26 protein-coding genes and 1 pseudogene are annotated in these 22,925 nt (G+C 40.7%); 10 read left to right on the top strand and 17 right to left on the bottom strand.

The annotated features are described in order from the left end of the window. Positions 1-23 precede the first annotated feature (23 nt). Positions 24-1,214, bottom strand: a complete 1,191-nt coding sequence (locus ACLBWE_RS04490) for an MFS transporter (protein ID WP_447601414.1) — start codon at positions 1,212-1,214, stop codon at positions 24-26. Between the two features lie 4 nt (positions 1,215-1,218). Further along, positions 1,219-2,022 carry a 2,5-didehydrogluconate reductase DkgB gene (gene dkgB, locus ACLBWE_RS04485; RefSeq protein WP_447601412.1) on the bottom strand — a complete coding sequence of 268 codons (804 nt, stop codon included), beginning with the start codon at positions 2,020-2,022 and terminating at the stop codon, positions 1,219-1,221. 120 nt (positions 2,023-2,142) lie between these two features. Between dkgB and ACLBWE_RS04480 the strand changes: the two genes are divergently transcribed. After that, positions 2,143-3,045, top strand: a complete 903-nt coding sequence (locus ACLBWE_RS04480) for a LysR family transcriptional regulator (RefSeq protein ID WP_447601410.1) — start codon at positions 2,143-2,145, stop codon at positions 3,043-3,045. Here ACLBWE_RS04480 and ACLBWE_RS04475 read toward each other — a convergent pair. Beyond that, positions 3,029-3,403: a hypothetical protein gene (locus ACLBWE_RS04475; RefSeq protein WP_447601408.1), complete on the bottom strand. Its 375-nt coding sequence runs from the start codon at positions 3,401-3,403 to the stop codon at positions 3,029-3,031. The two genes, ACLBWE_RS04480 and ACLBWE_RS04475, sit on opposite strands and share 17 nt — an antisense overlap. A 90-nt stretch (positions 3,404-3,493) precedes the next feature. Between ACLBWE_RS04475 and ACLBWE_RS04470 the strand changes: the two genes are divergently transcribed. After that, the gene (locus ACLBWE_RS04470; protein WP_447601406.1) at positions 3,494-4,918 is read left to right on the top strand and encodes an aminotransferase-like domain-containing protein; all 1,425 of its coding nucleotides are present in this window, start codon (positions 3,494-3,496) and stop codon (positions 4,916-4,918) included. Positions 4,919-4,920: 2 nt separating this feature from the next. Here ACLBWE_RS04470 and ahr read toward each other — a convergent pair whose 3' ends face one another. The 8 genes from ahr to ACLBWE_RS04430 form a co-directional block, all read right to left on the bottom strand. Continuing rightward, complete coding sequence (ahr, locus tag ACLBWE_RS04465; RefSeq protein ID WP_447601404.1) at positions 4,921-5,949, bottom strand: NADPH-dependent aldehyde reductase Ahr; 1,029 nt, start codon at positions 5,947-5,949, stop codon at positions 4,921-4,923. A gap of 38 nt (positions 5,950-5,987) precedes the next feature. Further along, positions 5,988-6,548, bottom strand: coding sequence for a DNA-3-methyladenine glycosylase I (locus ACLBWE_RS04460; protein ID WP_447601402.1), 561 nt, complete (start codon positions 6,546-6,548; stop codon positions 5,988-5,990). A gap of 30 nt (positions 6,549-6,578) precedes the next feature. After that, positions 6,579-6,824 (bottom strand): hypothetical protein, encoded by a 246-nt coding sequence (locus tag ACLBWE_RS04455; RefSeq protein ID WP_001287364.1) that lies wholly within the window; start codon positions 6,822-6,824, stop codon positions 6,579-6,581. Positions 6,825-6,833: 9 nt separating this feature from the next. Then, positions 6,834-7,370 (bottom strand): M23 family metallopeptidase, encoded by a 537-nt coding sequence (locus ACLBWE_RS04450; protein WP_045434027.1) that lies wholly within the window; start codon positions 7,368-7,370, stop codon positions 6,834-6,836. A 47-nt stretch (positions 7,371-7,417) separates the two neighbouring features. Then, on the bottom strand, positions 7,418-8,452 hold the full coding sequence (gene mutY / locus ACLBWE_RS04445) for an A/G-specific adenine glycosylase (RefSeq protein WP_447601399.1): 1,035 nt from the start codon (positions 8,450-8,452) through the stop codon (positions 7,418-7,420). Between the two features lie 141 nt (positions 8,453-8,593). Then, positions 8,594-8,956, bottom strand: a complete 363-nt coding sequence (locus tag ACLBWE_RS04440) for an HIT family protein (protein ID WP_004640165.1) — start codon at positions 8,954-8,956, stop codon at positions 8,594-8,596. 184 nt (positions 8,957-9,140) lie between these two features. Next, positions 9,141-9,878 carry a dienelactone hydrolase family protein gene (locus ACLBWE_RS04435; RefSeq protein WP_080028042.1) on the bottom strand — a complete coding sequence of 246 codons (738 nt, stop codon included), beginning with the start codon at positions 9,876-9,878 and terminating at the stop codon, positions 9,141-9,143. 174 nt (positions 9,879-10,052) lie between these two features. After that, positions 10,053-10,211 carry a DUF1328 domain-containing protein gene (locus ACLBWE_RS04430; RefSeq protein ID WP_000490267.1) on the bottom strand — a complete coding sequence of 53 codons (159 nt, stop codon included), beginning with the start codon at positions 10,209-10,211 and terminating at the stop codon, positions 10,053-10,055. 195 nt (positions 10,212-10,406) lie between these two features. Between ACLBWE_RS04430 and ACLBWE_RS04425 the strand changes: the two genes are divergently transcribed. From ACLBWE_RS04425 to ACLBWE_RS04415, 3 genes are all read left to right on the top strand, one after another. Next, positions 10,407-10,865 carry a YcgN family cysteine cluster protein gene (locus ACLBWE_RS04425; RefSeq protein WP_416659091.1) on the top strand — a complete coding sequence of 153 codons (459 nt, stop codon included), beginning with the start codon at positions 10,407-10,409 and terminating at the stop codon, positions 10,863-10,865. 108 nt (positions 10,866-10,973) lie between these two features. Further along, complete coding sequence (locus tag ACLBWE_RS04420; protein WP_447601393.1) at positions 10,974-12,146, top strand: PQQ-dependent sugar dehydrogenase; 1,173 nt, start codon at positions 10,974-10,976, stop codon at positions 12,144-12,146. 105 nt (positions 12,147-12,251) lie between these two features. After that, positions 12,252-13,517: a replication-associated recombination protein A gene (locus ACLBWE_RS04415; protein WP_003654262.1), complete on the top strand. Its 1,266-nt coding sequence runs from the start codon at positions 12,252-12,254 to the stop codon at positions 13,515-13,517. A gap of 27 nt (positions 13,518-13,544) precedes the next feature. On the opposite strand, the gene ACLBWE_RS04410 is transcribed toward ACLBWE_RS04415, so the two are convergent. Further along, positions 13,545-14,396: a formate/nitrite transporter family protein gene (locus tag ACLBWE_RS04410; RefSeq protein WP_056481961.1), complete on the bottom strand. Its 852-nt coding sequence runs from the start codon at positions 14,394-14,396 to the stop codon at positions 13,545-13,547. A 193-nt stretch (positions 14,397-14,589) separates the two neighbouring features. On the opposite strand from ACLBWE_RS04410, the pseudogene ACLBWE_RS04405 reads away from it, so the two are divergent. Further along, a pseudogene (locus tag ACLBWE_RS04405) lies at positions 14,590-14,709 on the top strand (hypothetical protein); the annotation flags it as partial. On the opposite strand, the gene ACLBWE_RS04400 reads toward ACLBWE_RS04405, so the two are convergent. The 4 genes from ACLBWE_RS04400 to dapA all read right to left on the bottom strand — a co-directional run bounded on the left by ACLBWE_RS04400 (position 14,706) and on the right by dapA (position 17,370). After that, a complete protein-coding gene (locus tag ACLBWE_RS04400; RefSeq protein ID WP_005037849.1) occupies positions 14,706-14,909 on the bottom strand; it encodes a hypothetical protein in 204 nt (67 codons plus the stop codon). The pseudogene ACLBWE_RS04405 and the gene ACLBWE_RS04400 overlap by 4 nt on opposite strands. A 190-nt stretch (positions 14,910-15,099) precedes the next feature. Then, on the bottom strand, positions 15,100-15,819 hold the full coding sequence (gene purC / locus ACLBWE_RS04395; protein ID WP_447601390.1) for a phosphoribosylaminoimidazolesuccinocarboxamide synthase: 720 nt from the start codon (positions 15,817-15,819) through the stop codon (positions 15,100-15,102). A 36-nt stretch (positions 15,820-15,855) separates the two neighbouring features. Then, the gene (locus tag ACLBWE_RS04390; RefSeq protein ID WP_080758495.1) at positions 15,856-16,461 is read right to left on the bottom strand and encodes a lipoprotein-34 precursor (NlpB); all 606 of its coding nucleotides are present in this window, start codon (positions 16,459-16,461) and stop codon (positions 15,856-15,858) included. Positions 16,462-16,476: 15 nt separating this feature from the next. Continuing rightward, entirely contained in the window at positions 16,477-17,370 is an 894-nt protein-coding gene (gene dapA / locus ACLBWE_RS04385; protein WP_005037855.1) for a 4-hydroxy-tetrahydrodipicolinate synthase, read from the bottom strand. Between the two features lie 329 nt (positions 17,371-17,699). On the opposite strand from dapA, the gene pncA reads away from it, so the two are divergent. The 3 genes from pncA (at position 17,700) to ACLBWE_RS04370 (ending at position 20,843) form a co-directional block, all read left to right on the top strand. Next, positions 17,700-18,344, top strand: a complete 645-nt coding sequence (gene pncA / locus ACLBWE_RS04380) for a bifunctional nicotinamidase/pyrazinamidase (protein ID WP_198078340.1) — start codon at positions 17,700-17,702, stop codon at positions 18,342-18,344. Positions 18,345-18,384: 40 nt separating this feature from the next. Beyond that, positions 18,385-19,323 (top strand): bile acid:sodium symporter family protein, encoded by a 939-nt coding sequence (locus tag ACLBWE_RS04375; RefSeq protein ID WP_447601387.1) that lies wholly within the window; start codon positions 18,385-18,387, stop codon positions 19,321-19,323. Positions 19,324-19,499: 176 nt separating this feature from the next. Beyond that, a complete protein-coding gene (locus tag ACLBWE_RS04370; RefSeq protein ID WP_447601385.1) occupies positions 19,500-20,843 on the top strand; it encodes an MATE family efflux transporter in 1,344 nt (447 codons plus the stop codon). A 15-nt stretch (positions 20,844-20,858) separates the two neighbouring features. On the opposite strand, the gene ACLBWE_RS04365 is transcribed toward ACLBWE_RS04370, so the two are convergent. After that, complete coding sequence (locus tag ACLBWE_RS04365; RefSeq protein ID WP_447601383.1) at positions 20,859-21,329, bottom strand: DUF523 domain-containing protein; 471 nt, start codon at positions 21,327-21,329, stop codon at positions 20,859-20,861. A gap of 527 nt (positions 21,330-21,856) precedes the next feature. Here ACLBWE_RS04365 and hppD point away from each other — a divergent pair. Next, entirely contained in the window at positions 21,857-22,912 is a 1,056-nt protein-coding gene (hppD, locus tag ACLBWE_RS04360; RefSeq protein WP_005037867.1) for a 4-hydroxyphenylpyruvate dioxygenase, read from the top strand. The last annotated feature ends 13 nt before the right edge of the window (positions 22,913-22,925 follow it).

Here is a 22,925-nt window from a genome sequence, read left to right as displayed (position 1 = left end):
CCTGAGATCAGGCGCTTTTTTTATTAATCTGAACACTGCTGTAATGCTTGGGCGGGACTACTCTCGCGTTTGATTTGCAATAAAACCAATAACAAACCTAACCCTGCTAGCAATGCACCAGCAAATGATACTGCGCTATAACCCCAACCTAAATCGAGTACTAACGCACCTGCTGCTGCTCCAACTGCGTTACCTAAGTTAAAGGCACCGATATTTACTGAAGAGGCAAGGCCTGGTGCTTCGTGAGCGACAGACATTACACGCATTTGTAATGGTGGAACTAAAGCAAAAGTTGCAGCACCCCAGATCACTAATGCAATGGCTGCTCCAATCTGGCTTTGTGCAAGGATTGGGAAAGTCACCATCATTACAATTAACAGAACCAAGAAACCAATCAGAGTTTTGTTGATGGACAAATCTGCAAAGCGACCGCCTAAATGGTTACCAACCGAGAAACCGACACCAATTAACATCAGCATAAAAGTAATGAAGGTCGGTGAAGCATGGGTAAACTCAGTCAAACTTGGCGCAATATAGGTATATAACGTAAACATTGCACCCGCACCGAGTACGGTGGTGAGCAACGCAAGTATTACAGGAGTGCGCGTTAACACTTTCAACTCAGCTTTCACGTTTGGTTTGTGGGCAACCATACCTTGTGGGAGGGCTTTCCATAAAGCGAGCATGGTAATAACACCGAGTAACGAAATCGCAAGGAAAGACATACGCCAGCCAATGTTTTGCCCAACCCATGTTGCCAAAGGCACGCCACCAATGTTGGCAATGGTTAAGCCCATAAACATGGTGGCTACAGCACTGGCCTGTTTATGTGCGGGCACAATGCTTGCTGCTACAACTGAACCTATTCCAAAGAAAGCACCATGGTTAAGGCTTGTGATGAGACGTGCACCTAATAAGCTCATATAGCTTGGTGAAAATGCCGCCATTAGGTTACCTACTGTAAAGATCGCCATAAGAAAAATAAGCGCATTACGTCGTGCAAAACCACCAAACCACAGGGTCATGAACGGTGCACCTAGCATTACGCCAAGTGCATAGCCCGTAATTAACATTCCGGCTGTTGGAATTGAAATCCCTAAATCATTAGCGATATTCGGCAACAATCCCATTGGTGAGAATTCAGTGGTTCCAATGGCAAAGGCACCAATCGCCAATGCCAATAATGAGAACGCCGTATTTGATTGAGTGTTCATGAGTTTAGTCCCAAACTGGTGCCCATGGCTCTGGGCTAACTTCACGACTGTTACGATCAAGTTCGGCAATCATTTGCATTTCAGCTGAAGTTAACTCGATATCCTGTGCTTTTAAATTGCTCATCAGGTTTTCACGTTTAGTCGAAGATGGAATGACTGCAAAACCACGCTGCAATGCCCATGCCAGTGCAATTTGTGCTGTTGTTACTTGATGAGCTGCTGCAATTTTAGCTAGAACTGGGTCTTGAAGCACTTTGCCGTACGCAAGCGTCATATATGAAGTGACATCAATATTCTTCTCTTGTAAGAAGTTCACAAGTTTGTGGTTTTGAAGATAAGGGCTTAGCTCAATCTGATTTGTTGCAATATGTTCTGCACCAATTGTGTCAATTGCTTGTTGGGTAAGCTCAATATTGAAGTTTGAGATACCAATTTGTTTAGTAAGGCCTTGTTGCTTTGCCTCAAGTAAAAGCTGCATGATTTCAGGAATCGAAACGCCTAAGTCCGGTGCTGGCCAGTGAATCAGAGTTAAATCGACATGGTCAGTACGAAGTTTTTGTAAGCTCTCTTTTAAGCTTGGAATAAATTTGTCTTGAGCAAAATTATCTACCCAGATTTTTGTGGTTAAAAATAAATCCTGACGTGATATGCCGCTTTCGGCAATGGCTTGACCAATCGCTGCTTCATTGTCATAAATTTGAGCAGTATCAATTGCACGGTAACCAACATCTAAAGCATTTTTAACAGAATCAATCACCGCTTGCTCTTTTAGACGGAAAGTTCCTAGGCCAAAACGTGGGATATTCATGTGTTCACCTGAATTTAAATAATTGTTTAACTTGAGGTGCATTTTGCTCGGATTATTGTTGCGAAAAAATAGATGAATAAGCAAAATATCTTTGATGATTAGTCAATAATAGAATAAGCCATGAAATCAACAATTGAAGAACTTGTTGCCTTTATCACAATTATTGATACAGGCTCATTTGTAGCCGCAGCAGAGCATTTAAAACAAACACCTTCAGGAGTAAGCCGCTCTTTAACACGCTTAGAGACTAAGTTAGATGTGACCTTGTTAGAACGAACGACACGTAAGTTGAAACTGACTCAAGAAGGGCAACAGTTTTTGGTAAAGGCCCGTAAAATCTTAAATGAGCTGAATGCAGCTGAAGAAGAACTACAAAAATCTGATCAGGGTACGGCAGGACTCATTCGTATTGATTCGGCTACTCCGTTTGTTTTACACGTGATTGCACCATTAATGCATAAGTTTGGTGAGTGCTATCCAGATATTGAAATTGAGTTAAATAGCAATGATCAGGTGATTGACTTGCTGCAACATAAAACTGATGTGGCATTTCGGTTTGGGGAGCTTAATGATTCGAGCCTACATGCCAAACTAGTTTGTAAAAGTCGCTTATTTATTGTGGCGAGCCCGGAATATTTAGCGATTAAGGGCACTCCAACACAACCAGAAGAACTCGAACAACATGATCTGATTGGTTTTACCAGACCTGCCTATATTAATAGTTGGCCGATTAAAGTCGGTGATGAATATTTTTTTGCACAAGCAAAAATTAAAGCTTCCAGTGGAGAGACGGTACGTCAACTCGCCATTAGAGGTCATGGCATTGCACGGCTATCTGAATTTGAAGTTTGGAAAGATATTGAAGAAGGGCGATTGATTGCATTATTTGAAGATCAAATTGAACATCAATATCAAAGCATCCATGCTGTGTATTATCAACAAGAGCATCTACCAAAACGAATCCGTTTATTCATTGAATTTTTGGCAGAACAGTTAAAAGATGGTTTTAAAAACGCTCTCTAAAAGTAGCGTAGCTATCGGTTGGAAAATGAACTTCTAAAATTGGAGTGATTTGTCCCTCTGATGAATGCTGGGCCAGAAAATAGCTTTTTTGCTGTTGGCGGCAACTAAAATATAATTTGGAATAGGCCGAGTTCACCATCACAACTTCATTTGAGCTATTACGCTTATATTGATAATGAGAAATCGTACTGGTCTCATCATCAGTGCGCTGCTCCAATTTGTAGTCTTGTTGATTGGTCATTTTTAAATAACCCTCAATCAGACTTTGGCAAACTGTATGTCTGTACTGTTCGTTTTTTGGTTGAGGTTGGCAACCTGCTAAAACAATAGTAAATAACAATATAGCTTTTAATTTCATGATCTTGCTACTCTTGGAGTTGATTTCTATAGCGTAAAGGTGTTCTATAAACCAGTACAGATACAGAAATTTTTAAAAAAGCAGCACAGAATGACTTTCCAATATCAGGTTCTTGCCAATCAATTAGCACATCGTATTTATCAAGATGAGCTCAAGCCCCATCAGAAGCTGATTTCTTTACGAGATTTTGCTCGTCAGCACACTATTAGCTTAAGCACGGCAAAAAGTTGTTATGAATTGCTCGAGGCGAGGGGGCTCATTTATGTAAAGCCGAAATCGGGTTACTTTGTGGTTGCCAGAACCCAATCTAGTCCTATTCCTGATAGCCCCGATTTTTTGTCTTTACCTCGGCAAGTCTCAAATCTGGAGTTGCATAACCAAATTCAAGAAGCTGCCTTACAGAGCCATCTCGTACCATTAGGTTCGATCCAGTTGACGCCACATTTTATTCCGGTAGAAGGCTTACGCCGTTCTATTCAACGTGCTTTAAAAAATTGTCAGCCACAAGACTTTCTCTACTGTAATAAACAAGGACATGAGCAATTAAGAAAAGCACTTTCTGATCATTGGCGTGAAGATGGCATTTTTATCGCAGCAGAAGATATTTTCATTACCAATGGTTGTATACCTGCTTTGTCTTTAGTGATTCAGCATCTAACAGAAGTAGGGGATAGTATTTTGATTCCGACGCCTACTTTTAATGGGCAGCTACAGCTTTTAGCCAGTTTAAAACGACAAATTATTGAAATTCCAGCGCATCATCGTGGCATTGATCTTCAACGTTTAGAGTCATTAATGCAGCAGGATTTGGCGAAGGTTTGTCTCATGACAGCCAACTATCAAAACCCTTTAGGTTATTGTTTAAGTAATGCAGAAAAACAAAAGATTGCTGAATTGGCTGCAAAGTATCAGTGCTTTATTATCGAAGACGATATTTTTGGTGAATGTGGTTACAGTAATGAACGCCCGCTACCGATTCGCTATTGGGACCGTGAGGGCTATGTCATTTGGTGTGGGTCGGTTTCTAAGTCACTGTCGAGCGCATATCGGGTAGGGTGGTTCTGCCTAAGTGCAAAGCTACAGCATTTAAGGCTTGAGCTGCTGGCAAGCAATATTGGAGTAAATACACCGCTACAATTAGGTCTGGCAGATTTTATTTATAGCCGTGGTTATCGAGAGCATTTAGAGCAGCTACGGCCAAATCTGATGCGGCAAGTTGAGCAATACCGCAGCTGTATTTTAAGAGCCTTTGACGGCCTTCCCATTGCGTTAAGTCAGCCAGAAGGCGGCTATGCACTCTGGATACAGTTACCTAAGGGCGTCGATACCTTAGCGCTTTATTACACTGCGAAAGCTCAAGGAATTACGGTGGTACCGGGCCATGTTTTTGGTGAGGATGAACGATATCGACATTTCATTCGGTTAAACGCGGGTCATGAATTAACAGCAGATGTCCGCCAAGCAATTAGTGACTTGGCGGAATGGTCGCGACAACAGATGAAAACAGTAAATTAGTTTTATTCTGCAAAGTCTGCTTTAAGCACAATTCGATAACGTGCCTGACCTGAGTGTAAACGTTCAATTGCTTCATTAAGCTCTGACATTGGAAACAGCTCAATTTGAGGGGCAATTTTTTTGCGTGCAGCAAACTTTAACAGTTGTCGCAGTGCAGCAGGTGAACCTGTAGGGGAGCCTGTTACTGACTTAGCACCACCAATAAGTGAACCTACAGAAACAGGAACGGGTTCAAGCGTAAGGCCTAAGAAATGTAAGGTTCCGTTTGGTGCCAGTGTTGCAATGAAAGCAGGCCAATTTAGAGTCACATTTACGGTACTCAGCAATAAATCAAATTTACCTTTTTGAGCTTTTACAGCCTCTGTATCGCGGCTATTCACCACATGGTCGGCGCCCATTGCTTTGAGCTCTTCAGTTTTATCAGGGTTGGAACTGAATGCCGTGATTTCACAGCCCCAAGCTTTAAGTAGCTTAATGGCTATATGACCTAAACCACCAATCCCAATTACACCTACATGATGTGTTGCCTGAATTTTGTGTTTGAGTAGCGGATCAAAAACGGTAATCCCACCACAAAGTAAAGGGCCTGCGCTTTCAGCATCTAAATCATCGGGAAGGGGAATAATCCACTGCCAACCTGCACGTACTTTATCGGCAAAACCACCGGCATGCCCGACGATTGTTGCTACATTTTTACCCGTACAAAGGACTTGCTGACCACCAATACATTCATCACATGCTTGGCAGCTCTCCGCTGTCCAGCCGATGCCCACACGTTGCCCGATTTGTAAACCTTTGGCTTCTGAGCCTAAAGCAACAATTCGTCCAATAATTTCATGGCCTGCAACAACAGGGTACACAGTTAAACGCCATTCATTGTTTAGAACAGAAATATCAGAATGGCATAAACCACAGTATTCAACTTTTACTTCAACCTGATGCGGTTGTAATTCACCTGCATCAAATTGGTAAGGAACCAGTTTTTCACCTGCCTGCATAGCAGCATAAGCTTGAATTGTATTATTGCTCATCGGAAACTCCTTAAGCGGATTTGAACCGTTATGGTGGGTTATGAAGCTTTAAATTGACAATTGTTTTCATGATCATTGACCATGCCTACTGCTTGCATAAAAGCATAACAGGTGGTTGGGCCAACGAATTTGAAGCCATTCTTTTTAAGAGTTTTGGAAAGTTTTACGCTGAGTTCGGTTTGTGCTGGTGCCTGACGATAATCTACAACATCGTTATGTTGTGGGGCCGCATCTACAAATTGCCAAAGCCATGTAGTGACATCACCGACTTGTGCTTTGAGTGCTTGCCAAGCAATTGCATTATCACGAATTGCTTTAAGTTTGCCTAAGTGGCGAATTAAACCCGCATCTGATAATTTTAGTTCTAAAAAGTCATCTGTGAATGAAGCGATATCTGCAATTGGGTGATTAAAGAAGTGCTCTCGGTAACTTTCTCTTTTTTTGAGTACGGTTATCCAAGATAAGCCAGCTTGCTGACCTTCCAGACAAAGCATCTCAAATAATCGTGCTTCATCATGTTCTGGTTTGCCCCATTCTTCATCATGATAGGCAATGTAGAGGGGATCAGTGGAACACCATCCGCAGCGTTGAGTTTTCATGATGATGCTCCTTATATTTATCTTAGAATTTTAAAGTTTAAATAACACCCATTCATTTGGGCGCGTATCCCAATAATACAGTTCAGCTTGAGTTAAGTCTTCAAACTTTAGCCAAAAGTCTTTGCCCACTTTATCTGAAAAACCGGTACTGATTAGCAGGGCATCGTCGCTGATTTCCATGATCCAGCCTTGATAGCTATTGCCATTTAAAATGATCTTTTGCTGATTGCCTGACTCGGCAAACTCTACTAAGCGATTGATCAGCGCTTCCGACATACAATGTTCCTAGCGTAAATAAGAATAAGGGTTAATAGCACCACGCCCTTTACCATCTAGATAAAGACCATAATGCAAATGAGGTGAAGTATAACGTGCATTGCCCGTGTTGCCGACATAGCCGATCAGATCCCCTTTTTTGACATAGTCACCGACATTTAGTCCACGTTTGTGACCATCAAGGTGAGCATAATAATGCCATGTTCCTGCTGGACCTAAAATCCAGATGACTTTGCCACCGAGATTATTATTGCGCAGATCTGCCACAAGCCCTTCGGTTGTACTGTACACTTTGGTTCCACGTGGAGCCAAAATATCAATTCCTTCATGACTACGGCCCTGACTGCGTGCAGCTCCCCACGTATCTTTTAACTCATCTCGGTCGACACCTTTTACAGGCACAGGAAGTCGATTTGCAAGTTGCATACTTTTAAGCTTGCTGACTTGATCGGGTGAGAGTGGGGCTGGTTTTTTAGGTGCACTGGCACAGGCAGCCAATAGAATAATTAAAAAGCCAAGTGAGAAATGAGAAACAAAACGTCGCACAAAATACTCCCTGTCACTGCCATATCAAAATTATTTTACTCAATATGTCATGAACGGCTTGCCGAGATCAATTTTTTCATTGCTGTTGGAACGCCCTTGGCAACAGCTTGTTCTGGACTAAGCCATTGTCCTTCGAGTTCAATTGCCAGATGTTCTTTTTGATCAGGTTCCACGTGGAACGTGTGGGCATTAAGTAACCATGTAAAATGAGTGAAACTATGACTGATCTGAAAGGTTTGCGGTTGAGGTTGCAATTTAAATTGCTGACTTAAGCTAAGACGTTCGTGTTCAATTTCTAAAATGGGTAAACAGAATAAACCACCCCATAAACCATGAGATTGTCGTTGTTGCCAGAACCATTCATCTTCACACTGAATGATAAGAACATCTGCTGTTCTAACGGGTGGTGTTTTTTTAGGTTTTTTAAATGGGAGTTCTTGTTCTAAGCCTTGTTGGTAAGCTTGGCAGTGAGCTTGCATTGGGCAATATAAACAAAGAGGCTTTTTAGGCGTACAGATGGTCGCACCTAGGTCCATAATTGCTTGAGTGTAATCATGGTTACGCTGGGTTGGGCAAAGCGCTTCAGCTAGTTTCCACATTTCACGTTCATGTTGGGGTTTACTTAAATCATCTTCAATAGCAAAGAAACGGGCTAAGACACGTTTCACATTGCCATCCATAATGACGCCATACTGACGTAACCCCAAAGACATGAGCGCACCTGCGGTAGAGCGGCCAATGCCGGGTAGAGCAATCCATTCTTCTAGCGTTTCAGGAAATTTTCCCTGCTGAGTTACAAGACCTGCGGCCTTGTGCAAATTACGAGCACGAGCGTAATAACCCAGACCTGCCCAATAAGGTGCTACTTCATCCCAAGTTGCATGACCTAAAGCTTCTACAGTCGGGAAGCGCTCCATAAAGCGGTCAAAATATTGCAGAACCGTTTTAACTTGGGTCTGCTGCAACATAATTTCAGAAACCCAGACTTTGTATGGATCATCTGCGACTTGCCACGGCAAATCATGACGACCATGTTGATCGAACCAGTTTAAGAGGGCATCAGAAAAAGAAAAGTCGGGCATGAACAGCTAAAGAAGAAAAGTAAGAGTTAAATTATAGCTGAAATTTAGATGAAATTTTGTTTAAAGCAGGCGAACAGCAAGAGTATGTTAAAACAGAGATTACCTGATAATGAGCAATCTCTGTTTCATGTATAAAAAGGATTAATCCTTTTGTACACCCCAACGTTGGTCAAGTTTCAACGGCTGGTTTTTGTAGTACGGAATGACATGAATGTGGAAATGATCTGAATTTTGTCCGAACACTTCGCCATCATTGAAGCTAATATTGAAACCGTCTGGTTGATGGCGAAGCTGCGTTTCGTGGCGTGCAATTTCAAGAAGTGTAAGCAGGCCTTGATGCTCTTTAGATGTGATGTCAAAAAAAGAACGAACATGGCGTAGTGGTGTTACCACACAGTGGCCTTTAGATAGCGGATTAGAATCAGGTAAAATTACAGCAAATTCATTCTTATCAATGATGTCATATTCATCAAATTCGCAATACGGACATTTCTTGTCAGTCATTGTTGTATCCTCTCATGTTATTCCATTAAACCCCGAGTGCGGGAAATAAGACTAGGCTTTGCTCTAGCTCAACGGGAGTATAGTTATTGAAGTATGGTTTAAAAAATACAGTAAAAATATTGCAAAGTCATAAACATTTAAGGGAGCAAATGCAAATAAACAATTTGCTCCAAATTCGCTTCTTTTATTTTAAAGTACGTTCTAATAAAGCGTACATTTTAGCAAGGCCTTGTTTTTCCGCTTCGCTATTGTAGCCAAGGTCTACACCGTTCGCTTTAGCTCTTTCATCGGCAAGCGGGTTACTAAAGCCATGTTTAGCACCTTCTAAAACCACTACCTCGTGTTTCACCTCAGCAGCTTGCATCTCTTTTTCAAAATTAGCAACATCTTCTAAGGTGACCATACTGTCTAATTCACCATGAAGAACTAATATTTCACCTTGAATGTTGCCTTTTTGAGCAGGTGCCTTAGGTGTTAGCGTACCATGGAAGGTTGCAACTGCTTTTAGGGGAGCACCTGAGCGAGCAAGGTCTAATACCACTTTACCGCCATAACAAAAGCCAACAGCTGCAAGTTTTTCACCGTTTACTTCTGGTTGGGCTGCAAGAGTCTGAAGTCCAGCATTTGCACGAGTAGTGACAGTGTCTAATTCTTCAAATGTCTGCATCATCCATTCATAGGCTTGAGCTGCAGTAGTTGTGACTTTTTTATCACCATACATGTCAATTGCAAGCGCAGCATAACCATGTTCAGCAAGCTCACGCGCACGTTGTTCGGTATATTCGTTACGGCCCCACCATTCAGGAGCAACAATCACACCCGCAACAGGTGTTTCACTATCTGGAGCAGCAAAGTAACCAATTAAATGGCTGCCATCTGGTGCAGTATATTGAATTTCACGGGTTTTAATTGCTGTACTCATAACCTTAATCCTGAAATTTAAAGAGATTTAAACACGCTTGATTAAAGCATAAAAAAATAAAGTAATATAAATAACTATGTAAGAATCTACATCAAAAGAAAAAGTTAGAAAGTTTATTGCAATAAAAAAAGAAGGAAACTGGTTCCTTCTTTTTTATATATGGTCATGATTAAATTAAGTCCTGCCTCGCGAAATGAACCCAATTACAGCAAGAATTACAGCTATAACTAATAAAATCACGGCAAAGTCTTTAGATAACCCTGCAACACCACCAAACCCTAATAGACTGGCAATGAGTGCAATCACTGCAAAAATTATTGCCCAACGGAACATATGCTGTCCTCCTACTTATTTTTCATTGTCCTTTAACTATATAGGGTGTTTTTTGCACCGAATGTGTCGTTTATGTGGTTGAAATGTATATTAAACAATCATTTTGTGATGTTAGGAATACAGCTTCTTTTTTTGTACAGATCACTTCAATGCTATACTTAGATACTGTTTTATCTCATCTGCTGCTAAAAAATTATGTCTACCGAGACCTCACTTCGTCCATTGTTTTGGAAAAATTACACGCTTGAGCAACTGACTCAAATTGAGTGGGAGGCTTTATGTGACGGGTGTGGTTTATGTTGTCTGGTAAAGCTAGAAGATGAAGATACCCATGAGGTGGCTTATACCAAAGTGGCTTGTAAGTTACTTGATTGCAGTACCGGTCGTTGCTCGGACTATTCTAATCGTCAGCAACAAGTGCCTGACTGTTTGCAATTAACCCCAGAGTCTTTAAAAACAATTCATTGGCTACCATCGAGCTGTGCCTATAAGCGCTTGAATGAAGGCAAAAATCTACCTTCTTGGCATTATTTAAATACGGGTTCTCGACAAAGCGTGATGAAGGCGAAAAAGTCAGTTGCTGGACGTTGTATTTCTGAAGTTGATGTCCATGAAGATGATCTAGAAGATTACGTTGTACGTTGGGTACGTTAAAAAGATCGGCATGGCATTTCTAATTACAGCGTATAATAAAGTAACACTTTTATCGTAAATTTTTTGCTCATCTCCGTTATATAACAATAAAAACAAAAGGAGATAAAGATGATGAGACGACTAGCAGCCCCCTTATTATGTAGTAGCTTTTTTTTATTAATGGCTTGTGGTTCTAATAATACCAATTCAAAAAATCTTGAACAAAAAACCTCTGCTAAAACAGAACAGTCCAATTCAGTCAAACAATCTTATCAGGTTGAAACTGTTGCATATTTTGATGAGCCTTGGGCAATAACAAGTTTGCCAGATCAGCGTTTATTAGTGACGGAGCGCCAAGGTAAATTAAAAATTTTTAATCCTAAAAATAAACAGATGCTGGATGTTTTAGGAGTACCTCCAGTGAGTTATGGTGGGCAAGGTGGCTTGGGTGATGTAGCTTTACATCCAAACTTTGCGAAGAACCACTGGATTTATCTAAGCTATGCAACAAAAGGGCAAGATGGGTATGGAGCAGTTATTTCACGTGCGAAATTAGATTTATCCAACCCTAATCAACCTAAACTTACAGATGTGAAGCAGATCTGGCAGCAAGTACCCAAAGTTTCAGGACAAGGTCATTACGGACATCGCATGGTTTTCGGGGCTGATGGAAAACTTTGGGTGAGTTCAGGCGAACGACAAAAGTTTGACCCTGCCCAAAACATGAAAAGTAACTTGGGTAAAATCTTGCGTTTAAATGATGACGGCTCGGCATCTGTAGGTAACCCTTTTTATCAGCAAGGCGGGGTAACAGCTGAAATATGGTCGCTTGGACACCGAAATCCGTTAGGCATGGCGTTTGACCCTCAAGGGCAGCTATGGGTGGTTGAAATGGGCCCGAAAGGCGGTGATGAGCTTAATATCATCGTAAAAGGCGAAAATTATGGTTATCCAATCGTTTCAAATGGAGATCATTATTCAGGTCTGCCAATTCCAGATCATCACACTCGCCCAGAATTTAAAGCACCTGAAATTGACTGGACTCCTGTAATCTCTCCGTCGAGTTTGATCATTTATCGCGGTCAGCAATTTCCGGCATGGCAAAATAAGGCTTTAATTGGAGGCTTATCTTCCGAAGCGATTATTGTTGTGGATTTACAGCATAAACCTGTGAAAGAAGTGCAAAGACTAGATATGAAGCAACGTATTCGTGGTTTGCATGAAGCACAAGACGGTTCGATTTGGGTCATTGAAGATGGTCCAAAGGCACGCTTACTTAAGCTGACTAAGAAAGCATCTTAAGGCGATAAAACCGCCTGTAAATAAAGGCCGTGTCTCATAGATTCAAATTGTAGATTTCTGTGAGACACAATAGACTATAGATAAAAGACGATAAAGCTATTTGAAATGTCAGACACCCATATTCCACTTCCCGAACGCCTACGCCCGAGAGACTTGTCTGAAATTATTGGGCAAGATCATTTATTAGGTGAGAATGCACCACTGCGTCAAATGATTGATCAGGGTCATTTACCTTCTATTATTTTTTGGGGGCCGCCGGGAGTTGGTAAAACCACAATTGCTTTGCTGTTAGCTCAGGCGATAGACCGACCATTTGTCAGCTTATCTGCGCTGAATACGGGTGTAAAAGAATTACGTGAAGTCATTGCAGAAAGTGGTGATTTACTAACACCTGTAGTTTTTATTGATGAAATTCATCGTTTTAATAAATCGCAGCAAGATGCTTTATTGGGTGCAGTTGAAAAAGGTAAAATTACCTTAGTTGGAGCGACCACCGAGAACCCGTCTTTTGAGGTGAATAGTGCGCTTTTATCACGCTGTCAGGTTTATACCTTAAACAGTCTAGACAGTGAAGCGATCCAGACTCTCATTAATAATGCACTTCAAGCCGATAAATTTTTAAAAGAACGCTATATTCATATTGAAGAATATGATGCTCTCATTCAATTCGCTGCTGGTGATGCCCGTAAAGCGCTTAATTTACTTGATCTGATTGCCAGTACATTTGAACCAGAGATTGAAAATACCATTACTAATGCAGTTGTGGTGAAAGTAGCACAGCAAAATATTGCACGTTATGACAAATCTGGGGAACAGCATTACGATTTAGTTTCTGCCTTCATTAAATCGATTCGGGGCAGTGATCCAGATGCAACCCTGTATTGGATGGCACGTATGCTCAAAGGTGGCGAAGATCCAGTTTTTATTGCTAGACGTATGTTGATTGCAGCTTCTGAAGACATCGGAAACTCTAACCCAAATGCGCTATTGCTTGCAGGTGAGTGCTTCCGTTCTGTACAAGCGGTGGGTATGCCTGAAGCTCGAATTATTCTGGGCCAAACGGCGGTTTATTTAGCAACGAGTGCAAAAAGTAATAGTACCTATTTAGCGATTAATAAGGCCTTGGAACTTGCTGATAAGACTGCAAATTTACCTGTGCCTTTACACTTAAGAAATGCACCAACCAAGCTCATGAAGCAACAGGGTTATGGAATTAATTATCTCTATCCTCACGATTACCCAGAGCACTTTGTGCTGCAAGATTATTTGCCGCCAGAGTTAAAGGGAACCAAACTCTACGAGTCTGCTAGAAACAAGCGTGAAGTTGAAGGTGAGCGCTTGCAACAACGTCGATGGCAGCAAGAACAGTAATAACCTATTTGTTGCATCAAGCTACACCTAACGATGATCATGCTGTTCCAGTTCTTCAGTCACCTGACCATAAATCAGTAGCGTGAACACGCCTGTACCACCAATAATATTGCCAATGGTGGTTGGGACTAGAAAAGTAAACAGATATTCATTAATGGAAGCCTCTCCTTGCCAGACGAGATAGGACATTTCGGTAGAGCCAACTACTACATGGGTAAAATCACCTAGTCCTATTAGATAAGTCATGAAAAAGATGAGCAGGAACTTATTGCTGACTGAAGGTAACATCCAGACCAATGCTGCAATTAACAGCCCTGACATAATACCTTTAAGCATATTCTGGGTCGCAGTAAAGGAAGCAACATGATGGGCTAGCTCATCGAGTGCCTGATCAATACCGGGAGTAAACAGGTGAGTAGTTAGGAAAAATAAACTCGCTAAACCTGTTCCAATCACATTGCATAAAATCACAATCCCCCATAAGCGGCCTACTGCTCGTAATTTATCAAAGGTAAAGGGCTTGAATAAAGGTACAACTGTGGTGATGGTATTCTCGGTAAAGAGCTGCATGTGACCCAAAATTGCGATCAGGAACCCAATGGTATAACCGATATTGGTGATTAAATCGGTCCAGATTGCATCAGTCGGGAGATAAGAAGCAATAATCGCTTTAAATACAAATGAAAAACTGATGACCAAACCTGCGGCAATTCCTGAAAAGATCAGCGCAGCTGTCGGACGATCTAGTTCCTCGGCACCATCACGACGGATAATTTCATAGACCAGACGGGGTGACAGCTTCTCATGTTCTTCAACCGCTATTTTTTCTCGCCAGCTTAAGGTTTGATCGACTTTTTCTTCCTCTATTTTATGATCCATCAGGTTTACTCCTCACTGAATAAATATTTTATATTTCTAATTTTTATTTATTGTTAAGGCAGAGTTCAGGATAAATCCAGTCTATTCCTAACAGCTTTGTGTGTCTTTTTATAAATCGAATGATGCGGCGTAGCAAAGAAGCAAAAATAATGCATGAACAAGAGCAATCAGCCCAGATACAAAGGAAGATAGAGAGCACTTTGTGCTACAAGACGATTTGCTGCCTGAATTAAAGGGAAGCTATGAGCCTGCAAGAAATAAGCATGAGGTGGAAGGTGGGCGCTTGCAACAAATTAGATGGCAGCCATACTAGCTAAAGGTGTAGGCTCTTAAGGTGCGAATAAGCGCCATATAATCGCCTTGAGAAGCCTTGGAAATTACTGATTCAACTTCTGCCTGAGTCCAGCCTTGTTTTAAGGCTGAGCTGCTAAAGTTAGTTAATAACACCAACGGATTTTCACCAAAATGGATTGGATGATTCATTAATCTCTTTTCAAGCTTAGATATTTCCATAGGTTTACTCTGGTTTTAAATTTAATTATTGTGAAGTGCTTAATGTTTTTTTAGATTTTAGTGTTTAAATTTAGGTTTGTGCAAGTGTTAATTTATTTTAATAGACAAATCTGTCTATATTATTTATTTTCTAAAGTACCTAATGTAAAAAAACCGGGCTAAGACCCGGTTTTTCATGAAGTTTGACTGATTAGATGTCAGATAAATCTACGCCTAAACGAGCAGCAACTTCTTCATAAGCTTCAACAACACCACCTAAACCTTGACGGAAACGGTCTTTGTCGAGTTTCTTCTTAGAGTCTTTATCCCATAGACGGCAGCCGTCTGGAGAGAACTCATCACCAAGCACGATACGGTCATGGAAAACACCGAATTCAAGCTTGAAGTCCACCAAAATCATGTTGCCTTCAGCAAATAATGCTTTTAATACATCGTTTACTTGGTAAGTTAACACTTTCATTTGCTCTAATTGTTCAGCAGTCGCCCAACCTAAAGCAATTGCTTGAGATTCGTTAACCATTGGGTCGCCTAGACCGTCATCTTTATAGAACAATTCAAATGTAGGAGGAGTTAACTCTTTACCTTCTTCTACACCTAAACGACGGCATAGAGAACCAGCTGCGTAGTTACGAATTACGCATTCAACAGGAATCATTTGAAGTTTTTTAACAAGCACTTCAGTTGGAGAAAGCAATTTTTCAAAATGCGTTTCAATACCCGCATCAGCAAGTTTTTCCATGATGAAGGCGTTAAAAAGGTTGTTCACCTTGCCTTTACGATCTAGCTGTTCGATTTTTTCGCCGTTGAACGCAGAGGCATCATCACGAAAGACTAAAATCAGATGGTCGGCATTGTCTGTTTCATATACAGATTTTGCTTTACCAGTATAGAGCAAGGTTTGTTTTAACATGAGGGAACCTTTTTAAAAAAAATGCCTAGTAAACGACTAGGCTGGCCAATTTTGGTAAATCTGGTTTAACACTTCAGCAGCCACATCTGGGCTTGCAAAAGTGTTGTCTACATTAAATAGAGCAAGAGTATGACTTGAACCAACACCAGTCAGTTTAAGCACATAAGTATTGTCATTTACTTTAATCGTCGCCTGATTACTGCCTTGAGCGATGATGTTGTAATTTAAAGTGCTTAACGTTGCTTTGGCGTATTGCCAGATCTCGGTTGTGTTCCCATCAACTTTTAATAATGGGTTCTTATTACCGTCGGTCACAAGCTGAGGACGTCCAAGCGCAGTCGTCGTTTGAGCAGATGCATCTGCTGTTGCATTGCCATCCTGTGTTTGTTCAGGACGTGGCAATGCAAAACGGTTACCACGCTGGTTTTCAAACTTCGGCGCGTGCTCGATAGCGAGCTGGTCAACAGTTGGTGCAGGATACAAAGGTGTCACTGGTCGTACAGTTGCATCGGCAGGATACTCAAGCGGGGCAAGTTGCTTGGCATTTTTATAATCTAAAGAATGATTATTAATTGCGAAGCGACCACAACCAACTAAACTTAAGGCTGAAACTGCAAGGACTAAACCAAGACGTAATTGCATCATAAATTGCTCTTATTAAATAATTCCCGCATCGTTTAGGGCATTGCGGAGAGGTTCGCGATATTGCTCAGCGAGAGGAGTGAGTGGTAAACGAATACCAGTATCAATCAGTCCCATCTCATGTAGTGCCCATTTCACAGGAATTGGGTTTGATTCGCAAAATAGAATATTGTGTAAATTTGCAATCTTATTGTTAATCGTCTTCGCTTGTTGTTCATCTTTGGCAATCGCAACAGCACATACTTCGCTCATGGCTTTAGGTGCAACATTTGCTGTAACAGAGATATTGCCGTCTGCACCAAGAAGCATAAGTTCCCATGCAGTTTCGTCGTCACCTGAGTACACAGCCATCTTGCCGTCTAAAGCGTCAATTAAAGCTTTACCACGAGGTACGTCACCTGTTGCGTCTTTAATACCGACAATATTAGGGATCTCTGCTAAACGTACAGCTGTATCGTTTGCAAGATCTACACCCGTACGGCCAGGTACGTTATAAAGAATAAGTGGTAATTCTACGGCTTCAGCAATCGCTTTATAGTGTTGGTAGAGGCCTTCTTGAGTTGGCTTATTATAATATGGCGTAACAAGTAAGGCTGCATCTGCGCCAAGATCTTTAGCAGCTTTAGTTAATTCGATTGCTTCACGGGTTGAGTTTGCACCAGTACCGGCAATAATTGGAATACGTTTATTGGCTACACGAATAATTTCTTTAATAACCTGTGTGTGCTCTTCCATGCTCAATGTTGAGGCTTCGCCGGTAGTACCGACGGCTACAATACTGTTTGTACCTTGTTCTATGTGCCACTCAACCAGCTTCTCAAGACCCTTCCAATCTACACCACCATCTTTCAACATTGGTGTGACGATTGCGACGATTGAGCCTTGAATGGTCTGTGCTTGCTGAGTCATTTTTAAAAATATCCTATTTATCCATCCGAATCTGAGGTAAGAAAAACAAAATGTGGGATGGTTGCAGTATTTTGATTGTCCAGTTCTAACAATAACAGATTGTTGAATGACAATTATGCAAATTATGACTGATCAGACGCATAAGAACAATACGCCTAACGGATAATCGCTATGTAAACTTGAGGAAAAGATAGGATGTATTCGTATTGCAGGGGTGAGAAGGGTTCGTAAATATAACAATACAGCTTGATTCAACTGAGCTTTACTTAATATCGGCTTTTTTTATGGCAAGATAGAATGCTATTTTCCCTGTTGGGATTGAAGATGACATGAAAATGAATAAACCACCACAAAATGCGGCTTTAATCGTAGTTGATGTACAAAATGGGTTTACACCGGGTGGAAATTTAGCAGTTGCTGATGCCGATACAATTATTCCAACGATTAACCAACTTGCTGATTGTTTTGAAAATGTTGTTCTGACACAAGACTGGCACCCAGATAATCATATATCTTTTGCACAAAATCATTCGGGCAAGCAGCCATTTGAAACCATTGAACTTGCCTATGGACCGCAGGTGCTTTGGCCTAAGCATTGCGTACAAGGCACCAAAGATGCCGATTTTCATCCTGATTTAAATATTCCGAAAGCTCAACTCATTATTCGAAAAGGCTTTCATGCTCATATTGATAGCTATTCGGCTTTTATGGAAGCAGATCAGTCCACAATGACTGGTTTAACGGGTTACTTAAAAGAGCGTGGCATTGATACGGTGTATGTGGTTGGAATTGCGACCGACTTTTGTGTGGCATGGACTGCTTTAGATGCAATCAAACAAGGTTTTAAAACTTTAGTGGTTGAAGATGCTTGTAAAGGTATCGATTTAAATGGTTCGTTAGAACAGGCATGGCAAACCATGCAGCAACAAGGTGTTGTCCGTATTCAGTCTACGGATCTGTTGAGTGAGCGCTAAGTCTATTGCTCTAGTATTTTAATTTTTAGGGAACGAAAGTATGTCAGCATTACTGCGCTTTACCCAATTTATTCAAAAAACTTTTGCCCTATGGGTGATTGTTTTTGCAGCATTGGCGCTATGGCAGCCTGAATTTTTTGTCTGGCTAAAAGCTTATATTCCATGGATTCTGGGCATTATTATGCTTGGCATGGGAATGACCATGACCGTAGACGACTTTAAAGGTGTGCTACAAAGTCCTAAAGCGGTGTTGATTGGGGTGGTTGCGCAGTTTGTGGTCATGCCGGGTTTAGCATTTGTCTTATGTAAATTATTTCAGCTACCTTCTGAAATCGCGGTTGGAGTCATTTTAGTGGGATGTTGCCCCGGTGGAACGGCTTCGAATGTTATTACCTATATGGCTAAAGGCAATGTGGCTTTATCGGTGGCCTGCACTTCAGTTTCAACGCTTTTAGCTCCCGTGTTAACTCCTGCGATTTTCTATCTGCTTGCCAGCCAATGGTTAAAAATTGATGCGGGCTCTATGTTCGTTTCAATTTTACAAGTAGTACTACTTCCTATTGTCGTTGGTCTAATTTTAAGAACATGGCTAAAACGTCAGGTCGAGTCCTATATTCAAGTCATGCCTTTAGTTTCAGTGATTGCCATTGTGGCCATTGTGGCTGCGATTATTGGGGGAAGCAAAGCGGCTATTCTACAGTCGGGTTTGCTTATTTTGGCTGTGGTGATATTACATAATGGGCTTGGATATTTATTAGGTTTTGCAGCAGCACGATTCTTTAAATTACCTTATGCGGACAGTAAGGCAATTGCTGTTGAGGTAGGGATGCAAAACTCAGGCTTAGGTGTGGCGCTTGCAGCAGTACATTTTGCGGCTTCCCCGATTACAGCAGTGCCAAGTGCGATTTTCAGCCTTTGGCATAATATTTCTGGGCCTGCACTTGCGACTTATTGGGCGAGTAAACACAAACAAGAATAACTGTATAAACAGCATACATTACAAAAGAAGGCCAAACGAATAGTTTGGCCTTTTCATTTAAAGCATATTTTACGGGAGCTAAAGGTAGAACTGGTATGTCTTTTGCTTTGGATTGATGCACTAAAAATAACGTGAATATGAGTATAAATCGCAAAGAAAAATAAGGTATTTCCTAGATGAACCAGATTTTTAAATTATTTATTCCCATGCTCTCAAGCAATTTAATTCTAGTTTTAAGTGGATTGATTGATATTGCTTATGTAGGGCATTTTAGTAACGATCATGTGGCCGCATTATCGGTGACCTTATCTTTATATACAGTGATTTATGTCATTGGTATGGGGATTCTGCAAGGTGTGATGCTCAAGCTCTCAGAAGCTTATGGTTGTCATGATATACCACGTATTCGTCAGATTTTTATTCAAGGCATCTGGCTGATGTTATGTTCGGCATTGATTAGTATTGGCTTGCTTTACTTGTTCCGTGATCTACCAAAATTATTTGGTGCATCTGAACATGTCGTTTCAATTACTAAAAACTGTATTTGGGCTTTGGTATTTATTTTACCTGCGCATTTACTGATGCGCTTATTTACAGCTTTGTCTCAGGTCACTGAAAATGCGCATAAGGTTTTACTATCAGATAGCATTTTCTTCATTCTTAAAATTATTTTGTCCTATCTTTTAATTTATGGTGTCGCTTTATTTTCAATTCCGCCACTTGGTGCGATAGGGGCTTTGTTAGCCACTCTCATTGTACGGTGGTTTATGTTGGCTGTTTATTACTTATTTTTTCTAGAGAAAAGCTACATCTTTATTGAGCATCCCGAACGTTCGGTTGAAGATAGCCGACAGAGTCTGCGGATGATTTTAAAAATAGGGATACCGACCGCGATCTTAGCGTTGATGGATGTCGTTGCATTTTGTTCGGTTGCTATTCTGATTTTGCCTTTTGGAAGCGTGGTGTCAGCAGCCCATCAAATTGTCGCGAGCACTGGAGGGTTCATGTTTATTATCCCTTCCTCCATTGCCTCGGCTTATAGCATTTTGGTATCGCGATCTATGGGCAGCGGGAACATGGAAGAAGCAGATAAAATTGCCACACAAAGTATATGGGTGATTATGGCAGTGAGTGGCAGTCTGTCTCTGTGTTTATGGTTGGAGCGGGACTTAATTGTTACGTTCTATTCAGATGATTTGGCCGTGCAGATTTTGGCTGCATCCTTGTTGTTGATTGTCTGTATGTTTCATTTTCTAGATGGCTTAATGGCGTTATTGACCTCTTTGTTACGCTGTTGGGATGTGTCGATTTTACCGATGCTAATTTTCTTGGTCGTGGTGCTGGCTTGCGGATTGGGCGGTGGTTGGTGGGTGGCCTATAAAGGGCTGCATTGGCAGGATATCTCGATTTCAGCGATGGGAATTTATGGTTTCTGGTGGATGGCAGCTATAAGTTATTTAATAGCTTGTGTATTGAGTGCCCTCTGTTTTCATTTTAGAAAGCAATTAAGAGGGTTTTGAGTGAGCAGACAACCATTAAAGCGGATGTTCTGCTAACCAATCTTCAATCTCGTTTTCAGAAATCACCTCAAAACCATGGCGTTGTAAAAGCGCTGTGGTAATCCCAGTTCCAACAATTTTTTCTCCTTGAAAAGTGCCGTTATAAATTTTTTGACTACCACAAGAAGGGCTATTTTCTTTTAAAACCACACAGCTTGCTTTTATGTGCTGTGCAATTTCTAGAGTGCGGTAAGCACCTTTTAAATATAACGTTGTTACATCTAAACCAGATGAATCGGTAATCTTTGCTTTGCCATCAAGCACATCTTGTCCTGTACCTCCCACAATTTCTGCTGGTAAGCGCGGAGTGGTAAAACCACCTAATAATTCTGGACAAAGAGCATGAGCTTTTTTATTGATTAACAGCTGCTTAAGTAAAATATTTAGGCAAGATTTACCGTCATAACGAACAGGTTCGCCAATTAAACATGCGCTGACTAAAAGCATAGTTTTCCAAACTCAAAGCAGGTGAGATTTTTGAAGATTAAGAATCATAAACAGAATATGCAATATGACAATTCATTTTAAAAACAGACAAATTAAAAGATTACTAAAATTATGCAATTCATAATTAAGTTATGTATTGCATAATTTAATTGTTTTTAGTAGCATCTGTTTTAAGGTAAATGGCCATTGGAGATCCAACAAGGATGTTGGTCTCCATAAATCTATAAATGATTTTAGGAAAAGACGATTTTTAAGGGTTTAGTGAAAAATCTCAATCGTACTTTTAGATAAGAAAGGACAGTGTGTATGGAAAACAAACACCAAATGGAACGGGAATTAATCATCAAAAGCTTCACGCTCATCATATCTTCGTTTTAGTGATTCGTTTTTTTCTCATAGGATGCGTTGAGTTAAGGCATTTTGACGGTTCAAAGACCTTGCCAATAAATACGTATTCTATAGAGAAAGGAGCTGAATTGATCAGCAATAGAGATAAACGGAACAGGTAATCACCAGAGGGAAACTAGATGGATATTTTAGAGAACCCATTAGAATTATGCGGTTTTGCATTTATTGAGTTTGTTTCAAAAGAAAATGAATTAGATCCAGTTTTTGAAACAATCGGCTTTTCAAAAGTAGCCAAGCATAAATCGAAAGAAGCGTACTTATGGCGTCAAGGAAATATCAATATTATCCTGAATTATCAGCCAGAATCTTATGCTTCATTCTTCTTTAATGAACATGGTCCATCGGCTTGTGCGATGGGCTTTAAAACACGTGATGCAGCAAAAGCTTTCCAGAAAGCAGTAGAGCTTGGTGCTGAACCGATGTATTCAAAAGTTGGGCCAATGGAGCTCAACATTCCGGCAATTAAAGGTATTGGTGGCATGCCAATCTTTTTAGTTGACCGCGATATTTATGAAAATGACTTTGTTTTCTTTGATGATGCTCAAAGACATCCAGTGGGTGCAGGCTTAAATGAAATTGACCATTTAACTCATAACGTCTACAAAGGCCGTATGGAGTATTGGGCAAACTTCTATGAAAAAATCTTTAACTTCCAAGAAATTCGTTACTTTGATATTAAAGGCGAATATACAGGCTTAACGTCTAAAGCATTAACAGCGCCAGACGGCATGATCCGTATTCCATTAAACGAAGATTCGGACAAAGGAAACGGCCAAATTGCAGAGTTCCTGTCTGACTTTAATGGCGAAGGTATTCAACATATCGCGTTTATTTGTGATGACTTAATTTCGACTTGGGATAAGTTAAAAGGCCTTGGTCTGAAATTTATGACACCGCCACCAAATACATATTATGAAATGCTACCAGAACGTTTACCTGAGCATGGTGAGCCGACTGACGAGTTAAAACAGCGTGGTATTTTGCTAGACGGCAATACTAAAGATGGTCAGAAGAAACTGTTATTGCAAATTTTCTCTGAAAATATGATTGGTCCAGTCTTCTTCGAATTTATTCAACGTAAAGATGATGATGGCTTTGGTGAAGGTAACTTCAAGGCATTATTTGAGTCAATTGAACGTGACCAGATTCGCCGTGGTGTTCTGGAAACTAAATAAGCTGAGCTTTGTT

This window comes from Acinetobacter sp. M5A5_2a (genome assembly GCF_053345265.1).
Note: the sequence above shows the minus strand (reverse complement) of the source record. Positions and strands in the feature narration are given on the sequence as shown.